Genomic DNA, 11,000 nt, shown 5'->3' with positions numbered 1-11,000 from the left:
AGTTGAGAATGCAAAAGAAAAAAGAAATGAAATGGATAATCTTAGTAAGGATTATTTAAAAATAGCGGCTAATGTAACAACCACTGTAATTGAAGTTGCTAAAAACACTGGAGTGAATGAAACTGAATTTAGATCGCTTCTTATGAAATTTTTAGAGAAGCCAAAGAAACAATAATAGCCTTATATAATATCTGTTTTTGTTTTGGAGATTGTATAAATAAAATAGTACCTCGTCTAAACTACAATAGACGAGGTGTTTTTTATGAAAATAAAACGGAGAATTACAATTGTTTTAATTTGTTTTATGTGCGTTATGTTTGTATTGCTTTGTCGTTTAATCCAAATTCAAATTATAGATACAGAATCATTTACTGATCGCAAAATAAATTTAATTGAAAAAAGTGTTACGCAACGCACACAATCCATTACAGTAGACGATGGACGTGGGCAGTTTATAGATCGTAATGGTAAAAAAATAGGTGAGGAAAAATATCCTGTTTTAATTATTTTTCCATTTTTACAAATAAAAAATGACATGTTAGAGAAAATCGCGCATATCATTGGTGTGTCGAGACAAGAGATTAGAAGACAAATGAAAAATAATAAAAATGCATTTACACTACAAGGAGAAACTGCTCCATTTCGAGTGACACGAGAACAGATGGAGAAGGTAAATGAATTACATGTATTAGGTATTGTAGCAGCTGAAGTGCGATTAAAACAAACTGGAGAGATAAATCATTTAATTGGTGATGTAGGGGAGAACGAAAGGGAGTTTCAAAAGCGATATGGAGAATTGAAAAGAATCTCAAAACAAACGCCGATAGGTATTTCAGGATTACAGCAATCATTTGATGAATTTCTATTGACTGATGGAGAGGCAAAAGTATTATATCAAGTAGATAGGCAAGGAGAACCAATTTTCGGAAAGCAAGCGAAATACACTTCACCAGGAAATCCATTTTATCCAGTTAGGATTCAAACTACTTTACATAAAGAGTTGCAGCAAAAAGCAGAAGAAGTGATTGAAGCGAATGAAATAAAGAAGGGGGGACTAGTATTACTTGATGTAAAGACAAATGAAATATTAGCGATGGCTAGTAAGCCGTCTTTACAAGTAAGGGATGAGAATTTATATAAAACTACACTTGAAAATCAAATGTTAACGCCACATTTTCCAGGCTCTGTTTTTAAAACAGTAGTTGCAGCTGCAGTCATTGATCAAAAAGTAAATTTGTTTAATCGGACATTTAACTGTAATAAAGATTTATATGGTGAAAACGACCCGCAAGTTAGGATGGGTACACTTAACTTTAAAGAGAGCTTTGCTAGGAGTTGTAACAGGACATTTTCCGAGTTAGGTAACGAGCTATTACAAAAGGATAAGACGGTGCTAGAAACATACGTAGCAGCTTTAGGAGCAAATGAAAAGGTTGGATGGAAAGGTTCTGTATTTCATACACCTCATTTTGAGCAAATGCCAGAAGAAAAGGGTACTACTATTTGGGGGAATGAAGAAAATAAAAATAGTAAAAAAGCGGTAGAACAAACAGCAATTGGACAGAAAGATGTACGTATATCACCTCTAGCAATTGCAAATATGATGGCGACGATTGCGAGGAATGGAGAAAAGATGGAAGTGAAAGCAGTTGAAAAAATAGTATATAAAAATGGAGCGGATTTTTTTACATTTGAGAGCCATACGTTAAATGGAAAACAGCTTTCGTATGAAACAGTGAAAACATTACAAGAGTTATTAAGAGGCGTTGTAACAAGGGAGAAAGGAACAGGAACGGCATTCCGTTCGTTGCCACTAAGTGTCGCTGGAAAATCCGGGACAGCGCAAACAGGGAAAGGGACGAGGGTGAATCGCTGGTTTGCAGGTTATTTTCCGTATGAGAATCCAAGATATGCTTTAGTTGTTGTTGATCTAGAGACTGATAGCAAAGTGAATAAAGTTACACCTATTTTTAAAGATATGGTGGGAGCAATCTATCAATTGGAGAATGAAAAGTAATCTTGCAATTTATAGTGAAATGTCTTCATTTCATGAAAATATCATTGTAAATGTTCAACCTTTCTAGATTTAATGTTACAATAGCAATTAGGAAAAACTGCATGGAGGTTTGGAGAATGGCAGGAGGATCAAGATTCCAACAGAAACAACAAAAACGTCGTCAAAACGGTGTTTTAAATATTGCAATCGCTATTGTATTACTATTAGTAGCTATTGTAGCATATCAATTGTTCGTTCCTAGTACGAAAGAGCAAGCATCTTCTACTGATAAGAAAGTCTCTCAACAAACAACAAAGAATGAGAAAACTGGAAAATCAGAAGATAAAGAATCTGCTAAGAAAAAAGAAAAAGAACAAGAGCAAGCAGAAGCTAAGAAAAAAGCTGAAGAAGAGAAGCTAAAGGCTGAAGAAGAACAGAAAAAAGCTGAAGAAGAAGCGAAAGCTAACGAGAAAGTATCAGCTGAGAAAACTGTATCTAAGGCAAAAGAGGCGTATACAAAACCTTCTTGGAAAGCTGTAGGAACAGAACAAGGTTCATCACCAGCGATGACGTTTAAACAGGGTTCATCAGATTGGAATGAGATGCAAAGTGCAATTGCTGCAGGTGTTGAAGTACCGAAAGAGCAATTAGTATTCCATTTTGTTGGAAGAGACAAAACTGGAAAGAGCAAAGCTTATGGTGATGTTCAAGATAAGCAAAGTGGGAAAAGATATTATGTAAATATTGATTGGGTAGACAATGAGGGCTGGAAACCAGTACTTGTTCAAACTCTAAACTAAAAAAGAGAGGCTCCTTAGGAGCTTCTCTTTTTTGTTAACGCAATTTCTTTAATTTAAAATGAACAACCGCGCTATAATACGGTCTTTTGCTTTCAGGATCCATAACCATTTGATGTGAGATGTGATGAACTTCAAGCATAAGTGCTTTATTATTATCAATTTGTTCACTAATTTTTCGTTCTAAAGAAGCTAAGTCTCCCGCTTCAAAAAACTCTACTTTATCTTCTAACATTTCAAAGGTAAATGACATGAAGACGGCCCCTCTCCTATGTAATCAACTATAGTGTAACAAAGAAAAGAAGGAAATACCATGTACATTTCAATTGACATTTTTAGAAAGAGGGAATATCATACTGATAAAACCGATAAGAAAAAGGGGAATTTTTATGGGTACAGAATTTAATGGTTTATTTGATGAGTGGGCTCATACGTACGACTCATTTGTACAAGGCGAAGATATACAATATAAAGAAGTTTTCGCCCATTATGAGGACATTCTAGAGGATGTAGTTAACAAGTCATTTGGTAATGTATTAGAATTTGGTGTCGGTACAGGTAATTTAACAAATAAATTATTACTTGCTGGCCGCACAGTTTACGGTATAGAACCGTCGCGTGAAATGCGCATGATTGCAAAAGAGAAATTGCCAAAAGAATTTTCAATTACAGACGGTGATTTTCTTTCGTTTGAAGTTCCAAATTCAATTGATACCATTGTAAGCACCTATGCATTTCATCATTTAACAGATGATGAAAAAAATGTAGCGATTGCGAAGTATAGTCAATTGCTAAACAAAGGTGGTAAAATAGTGTTTGCTGATACGATATTTGCAGATCAAGATGCATATGATAAAACTGTTGAAACAGCAAAACAAAGAGGTTTCCACCAGTTAGCAAACGATTTGCAAACGGAATACTATACACGTATTCCAGTTATGCAGACTATTTTTGAAAACAATGGCTTCCATGTAACGTTCACGAGATTAAATCATTTCGTTTGGGTAATGGAGGCAACTAAGCAATAGAAAGAGGGATTAGATTGAGAATTGCTGTAATTGGAGCAATGGAAGAAGAAGTACGTATTTTACGTGACAAATTAGAACAAGCAGAGACAGAAACGGTTGCAGGTTGTGAATTTACGAAAGGGCTATTAGCAGGGCATGAAGTAATCTTGTTAAAGTCTGGTATTGGTAAAGTAAACGCAGCGATGTCAACGACAATTTTATTAGAAAAATATAAGCCTGAAAAAGTAATTAATACTGGTTCAGCTGGTGGATTCCATCATTCTCTAAACGTTGGTGATGTAGTTATTTCCACTGAAGTTCGTCACCATGACGTAGATGTAACAGCATTTAACTATGAATATGGTCAAGTACCAGGAATGCCGCCTGGATTTAAAGCTGATGAGGCGTTAGTTGCATTAGCTGAGAAATGTATGCAGGCTGAAGAAAATATTCAAGTTGTAAAAGGTATGATTGCAACAGGTGATTCATTTATGAGTGATCCGAACCGCGTTGCAGCCATCCGTGATAAATTTGAAAATCTTTATGCGGTAGAAATGGAAGCAGCAGCTGTTGCACAAGTATGCCACCAATATGAAATTCCGTTTGTTATCATTCGCGCACTTTCTGATATTGCTGGTAAAGAATCAAATGTTTCATTTGATCAGTTTTTAGATCAAGCAGCTCTTCATTCTACAAACTTTATCGTAAAAGTGTTAGAAGAGTTAAAGTAATGTAACAAAAAGGCAACTGTCTCATATAAAGAAAATACATACAGTTGCCTTTTCTTTATTGGCAAACAAGGGGGAGAACACGATGAATGTATATCGTGGAGTTCATGAGTTAATTGGTCATACACCAATTGTAGAAATTACTCGTTTTTCACTTCCGAAAGGAGTCCGTTTATTTGCAAAGCTTGAATTTTATAACCCAGGCGGAAGCGTTAAGGATCGTTTAGGAAGAGAATTAATCGAAGATGCGCTAGAAAAAGGGCTTGTGACCCAGGGTGGAACAATTATTGAACCGACTGCTGGGAATACTGGTATTGGACTGGCACTTGCAGCATTAGAACATGATTTACGTGTTATTGTTTGTGTACCAGAGAAATTTAGTATTGAAAAACAAGAATTAATGAAAGCACTAGGTGCAACGGTCGTGCATACACCGACTGAGCAAGGAATGACCGGTGCAATTGCTAAAGCAAAAGAGTTAGTAAATGAACTACCGAATTCATACTCTCCAAGTCAGTTCGCAAATGAGGCAAATCCTCGTGCATATTTTAAAACACTAGGACCTGAACTGTGGGACGCATTGAATGGAGAGATTAACATATTTGTTGCTGGAGCAGGAACTGGCGGTACGTTTATGGGGACTGCATCTTATTTGAAAGAAAAAAATATAGATATTAAAACAGTTATCGTAGAGCCAGAAGGATCTATTTTAAATGGTGGTAAGGCTGGTTCACATGAGACCGAAGGAATTGGACTGGAATTTATCCCGCCATTTTTGAAGACATCTTATTTTGATGAAATTCATACGATTTCTGATCGAAATGCATTTTTACGAGTGAAAGAATTAGCGCAAAAAGAAGGACTTCTCGTTGGGAGCTCTTCAGGAGCAGCATTTCATGCGAGCTTACTTGAGGCCGAGAAGGCAGCACCAGGTACAAATATTGTAACGATTTTTCCTGATAGCAGTGAGCGCTATTTAAGTAAAGACATATACAAAGGATGGGAATAAAAAATGAGAGCAAAGACAAAGTTAATTCATGGTATTCGCATAGGAGAACCTTCAACTGGATCTGTAAACGTACCGATTTATCAAACAAGTACGTACAAACAAGAAGCAGTTGGTAAGCATCAAGGATATGAATATTCACGTACAGGTAACCCAACACGTGCAGCTTTAGAAGAAATGATTGCTGTATTAGAAAATGGGCATGCTGGATTTGCATTTGGTTCAGGAATGGCTGCTATTACAGCGACAATTATGTTGTTCTCAAAAGGTGACCACGTTATTTTAACAGATGATGTTTATGGCGGAACATACCGCGTTATTACGAAAGTATTAAACCGTTTCGGTATTGAGCATACATTTGTAGATACAACAAACTTAGAGGAAGTTGAAGAAGCGATTCGTCCAAATACGAAAGCAATTTATGTGGAAACACCAACGAACCCACTACTAAAAATTACTGATATTAAGAAAATATCTACTCTTGCTAAAGAGAAAGATCTATTAACAATTATTGATAACACATTCATGACGCCATATTGGCAGTCGCCGATTTCTTTAGGAGCAGATATTGTGCTTCATAGTGCAACGAAATATTTAGGAGGTCATAGTGATGTAGTTGCAGGTTTAGTAGTTGTAAATAGCCCACAACTAGCAGAAGATCTTCACTTTGTACAAAACTCAACAGGAGGTATTCTTGGGCCACAAGATAGCTTCTTACTACTTCGCGGTTTAAAAACATTAGGAATTCGTATGGAAGAACATGAAACGAATTCACGTGCTATTGCTGAGTTCTTAAATAATCATCCAAAAGTAAATAAAGTATATTACCCAGGTCTTGAATCACATCAAAATCACGAATTAGCAACAGAACAAGCAAACGGGTTTGGTGCTATTATCTCATTTGATGTAGATAGTGAAGAAACATTAAATAAAGTACTTGAGAAACTACAATACTTTACACTTGCTGAAAGCTTAGGAGCGGTAGAAAGTTTAATTTCTATTCCATCTCAAATGACACATGCATCAATCCCAGCTGATCGCCGCAAAGAATTAGGAATTACAGATACATTAATTCGTATTTCTGTCGGTATTGAAGATGGTGAAGATTTAATTGAAGATTTAGCACAAGCGCTAGCATAATAAAAAATGCACTGCTCTATATTAGCAGTGCGTTTTTTTATTACGTCTATTTTGTGAAGCATTTCACAAAATAGACATACACAAACGAAATGATTTCATGTATATTGAATTCAGGAAACGTTACTCACGAACAAACTTGTGAAATTTTTCACAAACAATGGAATTCATGTAGGAAAGCATCTCTATTTTTTTGTGTTAATTGGGACTTATTTTGACCTACAGGGACATATAAGGACCGTAATAGTAGAATAGGAGGAAATTCACATGGTAGTCAAAGAGAAAGTTGTAAATGAAATGCAGGAAGTAAAAAAGATGATTGATACGCTAGTAAATAATGGTCAACAAGCTTTACAAGCATTAGAAAGTTTTACACAAGAGGAAATTGACAACATTGTTCATGAAATGGCATTAGCAGGTGTTGATCAACATATGCCGCTAGCAAAATTGGCAGTTGAAGAAACTGGCCGTGGTGTATATGAAGACAAATGCATTAAAAATATTTTTGCCACTGAATATATTTGGCATAGTATAAAGCAAGATAAAACGGTAGGGATTATTCACGAAGATCCTCATGAAGAAATAATAGAAATCGCGGAACCTGTCGGTGTAGTAGCTGGAGTAACACCAGTAACGAATCCAACGTCGACAACAATGTTTAAAGCGTTAATTGCGATAAAAACAAGAAATCCAATTATTTTCGCATTTCATCCTTCCGCACAAAAATGTTCTGTGGCAGCAGCGAAAACCGTATATGATGCAGCGATGAAAGCTGGTGCACCAAAACACTGTATTCAATGGATTGAAAGACCGTCTGTTGAAGCGACGAAACAATTGATGAACCATGATGGTGTAGCACTCGTTCTAGCAACTGGAGGCGCTGGTATGGTGAAATCAGCTTACTCTACTGGAAAACCAGCGTTAGGCGTTGGTCCTGGTAATGTACCGTGTTATATAGAAAAATCAGCACATGTAAAACGAGCTGTTAATGATTTAATTTTATCAAAAACATTTGATAACGGTATGATTTGTGCATCGGAACAAGCAATCATTGTCGATAAAGAAATTTATGATGATGTTAAAACAGAAATGATTGAAAACAGTTGTTACTTTGTAACAGAAGAAGAAAGAAAAAAATTAGAAAAGCTCGTTATAAATGAAAATACATGTGCAGTAAATAGTGATATTGTAGGGAAATCAGCACAGTATATTGCCGATTTAGTTGGGATCACTGTTCCTGGACATACAAAAATGCTTGTAGCTGAAATTCAAGGTATCGGAGCAGCATATCCGTTATCCCGTGAGAAACTGAGTCCAGTATTAGCTTGTGTGAAGGCAAATTCATTAGAAGAAGGATTTACATATTGCGAAGAAATGTTGAACCTCGGTGGTTTAGGACATTCAGCAGTTATCCATTCTACAAATAAAGATGTGCAAAAGCAATTTGGGTTACGTATGAAAGCTTGCCGTCTCATTGTAAATGCACCTTCATCACAAGGTGGAATAGGGGATATATATAATGGATTTATTCCATCACTTACACTTGGTTGTGGTTCATACGGAAAGAATTCAGTTTCCCAAAATGTAACAGCGACTCATTTATTAAATATAAAAAGGCTGGCAAATAGAAAAAAGAATATGCAGTGGTTCAAACTGCCACCAAAAATTTATTTTGAAAAACATGCTACAGCTTATTTAGCAAATATGCCTAACATTTCACGTGCATTTATTGTAACGGACCCCGGAATGGTTGAACATGGCTATGTCGATACAGTCGCGCACTATTTAAACAAGCATGCAAATGATGTGAAAGTTGAAGTTTTCTTTGAGGTCGAACCAGATCCATCAGATGAAACTGTTTTTAAAGGTGCGGAAATGATGAAAAGCTTTAAGCCAGATGTAATTATCGCACTTGGTGGTGGTTCAGCTATGGATGCAGCAAAAGGAATGTGGTTATTCTATGAGCATCCAGAAACGACATTCTATGGCATTAAACAGAAATTTTTAGATATAAGAAAACGTACATGTAAATATCCGGAATTAGGAAATAAGGCGCAGTTTGTTGCGATTCCAACGACATCAGGAACGGGATCAGAAGTGACACCATTTGCGGTTATTACAGATAAGAAAAATAATATAAAGTATCCGCTCGCAGATTATGAATTAACACCAGATGTAGCAATTGTTGATCCACAATTTGTAATGACAGTACCACCACATGTAACAGCAGATACTGGTATGGATGTTTTGACACATGCAATTGAGGCGTATGTGTCTGTTATGGCAAATGACTATACAGATGGATTAGCATTAAAAGCTATTGATCTCGTATTCAAATATTTACCGAGAGCATATAAAGATGGAAATGATGAAGAAGCAAGAGAAAAAATGCATAACGCTTCTGCAATTGCAGGGATGGCATTTGCAAATGCTTTCCTCGGTATTAATCACAGCTTAGCACATAAGATTGGACCAGAATTCCATATTCCGCACGGACGCGCAAATGCCATTCTAATGCCGCACGTAGTCCGCTATAATGCTATTAAGCCAAGAAAACACGCATTGTTCCCAAAATATGAGCACTTTGTGGCAGATGAAAGATATGCACATATAGCGAGAATGCTCGGGCTTCCAGCAAGTTCGGCAGCAGAAGGGGTGGAATCACTCGTCCGAGCAATTATTGAGCTTGGAAAAAGCTTAAATATTAATATGAGTATTGCGGGACAAGGAGTCGATAAAGAGCAATTTGAAGAGGTTGTTGGAGTATTAGCAGAAAGAGCTTTTGAAGATCAATGTACAACTGCTAATCCAAAGTTACCGCTTATTTCAGAGCTGAAAGAAATTTATATGGAAGCATATAGAGGTGAATAATGATAAAAAAAGAGCCGCAGTAAAAGCGGCTCTTTTTTTATTGGAAAACATCTCCCAGAATGGCTGTATTTACTGGTCTTTCAGTTTCATAGAATATGATACAGTGAAATGGAGGAGTGAGAATATAATGAAAGAATTAAAAGGAAAAATAGAAGATTATACTCGGTTTGGACAAATGCTTCTCGCTGTAAGTACATTGTTAATGGTTGGCTTATTGATTCCGAGTGGAGCAAAAGAGACAATCCAATTTTTTGTTATGATGGGGAGCATCGTTATATTTTTAAGCTTATCGTTCTTTTTCTTTCAGCGTGTGAAAGTGATGCGTGACCAGCTAGAGGAAAATGAATGTGAATAATATTGTTAACTAGAGCGCAGCGAAAAGAAAAAATCTTTTTGTCGCGCTTTTTGTTTTTTTGTAGGAAAATATATGCCTTTCGTGTTGACAATGATAATCCTTATCAATTAAAGTAGAATAGTAGTTAATGATTATCATTATCAATTAGAGGTGAAGGAATGAAAAAATCTATTACGCTATTTACAGCGATTTTATCTATTTTTTTCTTGTTAATAGGTTGCAGTGCCAAAGGGGACGAAAAAGCGTCTGCAACCAAAACAGAAAAAGGAAAAGAGAAAATCGAAATTACCGACCTATCAGGAAGAAAGGTAACATTTGATAAAGTGCCAGAAAGTTTTGCAACATTAAGTATGGGGGACATGGATATTATTCATGCTTTAGGTGGAAAAATAGTAGGTCGCCCGGATACGAAATTAACTCTTCCGGATGAGCTAAAGAAAGCACAAGTAATTGGGAATGCACATCAACCGAATTTTGAGCAAATTGCTAGTTTAAAGCCCGATGTACTTGTTGCTAACAATGGATTCCAAAAGAATGTGCCAACGGTTGAAGGACAAGGAACTCAAGTTATCATTTCTTCTGCGAATTCTGTACAAGATATTCAAAAAAATATTGAATTATATGGAACGGTAATGAAGAAAGAAGATAAAGCAAAAGAAATTAATCAAAAAATGAATGATCAAATGAAGAAATATGAGAAAAAGAGCGATGTGAAAGCATTGCTAGTGTATGGCGCACCAGGAACTTATTTAGCGGCATTACCAACATCTTTATCAGGTGATATTTTAGAAAAAACAGGCGGAAAAAATATTGCTTCTGATTTTCCAGAAACGAAAGAATATCCGCAATATGCACAGCTAAGTGTAGAACGTATTATTGAGGCGAATCCAGATGTGATTTATTTAATTACACACGGAGATCCAAAAAGTGTGAAAAAAGCATTCGAAGGCGAAATGATGAAAAATGAAGCGTGGAAAAATTTAGAGGCAGTAAAACAAAACCGCGTAGTTATTTTGCCACCTGATTTATTTGGATCTAATCCTGGTACAAAAGTTACAGAAGCAATGGACTTTATGTATAAAAGTATATAAGATGTAAGGAAA

General features: G+C 36.0%; 10 protein-coding genes. 9 read left to right on the top strand and 1 reads right to left on the bottom strand.

The features are described from left to right. Window positions 1–262: 262 nt before the first annotated feature. Window positions 263–2,017 (top strand): peptidoglycan D,D-transpeptidase FtsI family protein, encoded by a 1,755-nt coding sequence (locus ACQGS6_RS06900; RefSeq protein ID WP_000695140.1) that lies wholly within the window; start codon window positions 263–265, stop codon window positions 2,015–2,017. Between the two features lie 116 nt (window positions 2,018–2,133). After that, a complete protein-coding gene (locus ACQGS6_RS06895) occupies window positions 2,134–2,796 on the top strand; it encodes a YrrS family protein (protein WP_242785107.1) in 663 nt (220 codons plus the stop codon). Window positions 2,797–2,830: 34 nt separating this feature from the next. On the opposite strand, the gene ACQGS6_RS06890 is transcribed toward ACQGS6_RS06895, so the two are convergent. Further along, window positions 2,831–3,046 carry a YrzA family protein gene (locus ACQGS6_RS06890; RefSeq protein WP_000010984.1) on the bottom strand — a complete coding sequence of 72 codons (216 nt, stop codon included), beginning with the start codon at window positions 3,044–3,046 and terminating at the stop codon, window positions 2,831–2,833. A 136-nt stretch (window positions 3,047–3,182) separates the two neighbouring features. Between ACQGS6_RS06890 and ACQGS6_RS06885 the strand changes: the two genes are divergently transcribed. The 7 genes from ACQGS6_RS06885 to ACQGS6_RS06855 all read left to right on the top strand — a co-directional run bounded on the left by ACQGS6_RS06885 (window position 3,183) and on the right by ACQGS6_RS06855 (window position 10,988). Then, window positions 3,183–3,821 carry a class I SAM-dependent methyltransferase gene (locus tag ACQGS6_RS06885; RefSeq protein ID WP_000536315.1) on the top strand — a complete coding sequence of 213 codons (639 nt, stop codon included), beginning with the start codon at window positions 3,183–3,185 and terminating at the stop codon, window positions 3,819–3,821. 14 nt (window positions 3,822–3,835) lie between these two features. Beyond that, complete coding sequence (mtnN, locus tag ACQGS6_RS06880; RefSeq protein ID WP_001217024.1) at window positions 3,836–4,531, top strand: 5'-methylthioadenosine/S-adenosylhomocysteine nucleosidase; 696 nt, start codon at window positions 3,836–3,838, stop codon at window positions 4,529–4,531. Between the two features lie 82 nt (window positions 4,532–4,613). Further along, window positions 4,614–5,537 (top strand): O-acetylserine dependent cystathionine beta-synthase, encoded by a 924-nt coding sequence (locus tag ACQGS6_RS06875; RefSeq protein ID WP_001103881.1) that lies wholly within the window; start codon window positions 4,614–4,616, stop codon window positions 5,535–5,537. Between the two features lie 3 nt (window positions 5,538–5,540). Continuing rightward, window positions 5,541–6,674, top strand: a complete 1,134-nt coding sequence (locus tag ACQGS6_RS06870) for a bifunctional cystathionine gamma-lyase/homocysteine desulfhydrase (protein ID WP_001201908.1) — start codon at window positions 5,541–5,543, stop codon at window positions 6,672–6,674. A 264-nt stretch (window positions 6,675–6,938) separates the two neighbouring features. After that, window positions 6,939–9,542: a bifunctional acetaldehyde-CoA/alcohol dehydrogenase gene (gene adhE / locus ACQGS6_RS06865; protein ID WP_426964975.1), complete on the top strand. Its 2,604-nt coding sequence runs from the start codon at window positions 6,939–6,941 to the stop codon at window positions 9,540–9,542. 127 nt (window positions 9,543–9,669) lie between these two features. Further along, on the top strand, window positions 9,670–9,897 hold the full coding sequence (locus ACQGS6_RS06860; RefSeq protein WP_000661265.1) for a YrhC family protein: 228 nt from the start codon (window positions 9,670–9,672) through the stop codon (window positions 9,895–9,897). A 158-nt stretch (window positions 9,898–10,055) separates the two neighbouring features. After that, window positions 10,056–10,988, top strand: a complete 933-nt coding sequence (locus ACQGS6_RS06855; protein ID WP_426964974.1) for an ABC transporter substrate-binding protein — start codon at window positions 10,056–10,058, stop codon at window positions 10,986–10,988. Window positions 10,989–11,000 lie beyond the last annotated feature (12 nt).

Source organism: Bacillus sp. GMs2/2, from assembly GCF_050172095.1.
Classification (GTDB): Bacteria; Bacillota; Bacilli; order Bacillales; family Bacillaceae_G; genus Bacillus_A; species Bacillus_A cereus.
This window is presented reverse-complemented; position numbering and strand designations above follow the sequence as displayed.

Coding starts and splice junctions, on each gene's coding strand:
- ACQGS6_RS06890 (WP_000010984.1), bottom strand. CDS start 3,046: ATGTCATTTACCTTTGAAATGTTAGAAGATAAAGTAGAGTTTTTTGAA.
- ACQGS6_RS06900 (WP_000695140.1), top strand. CDS start 263: ATGAAAATAAAACGGAGAATTACAATTGTTTTAATTTGTTTTATGTGC.
- ACQGS6_RS06885 (WP_000536315.1), top strand. CDS start 3,183: ATGGGTACAGAATTTAATGGTTTATTTGATGAGTGGGCTCATACGTAC.
- ACQGS6_RS06870 (WP_001201908.1), top strand. CDS start 5,541: ATGAGAGCAAAGACAAAGTTAATTCATGGTATTCGCATAGGAGAACCT.
- ACQGS6_RS06860 (WP_000661265.1), top strand. CDS start 9,670: ATGAAAGAATTAAAAGGAAAAATAGAAGATTATACTCGGTTTGGACAA.
- ACQGS6_RS06895 (WP_242785107.1), top strand. CDS start 2,134: ATGGCAGGAGGATCAAGATTCCAACAGAAACAACAAAAACGTCGTCAA.
- adhE (WP_426964975.1), top strand. CDS start 6,939: ATGGTAGTCAAAGAGAAAGTTGTAAATGAAATGCAGGAAGTAAAAAAG.
- ACQGS6_RS06875 (WP_001103881.1), top strand. CDS start 4,614: ATGAATGTATATCGTGGAGTTCATGAGTTAATTGGTCATACACCAATT.
- ACQGS6_RS06855 (WP_426964974.1), top strand. CDS start 10,056: ATGAAAAAATCTATTACGCTATTTACAGCGATTTTATCTATTTTTTTC.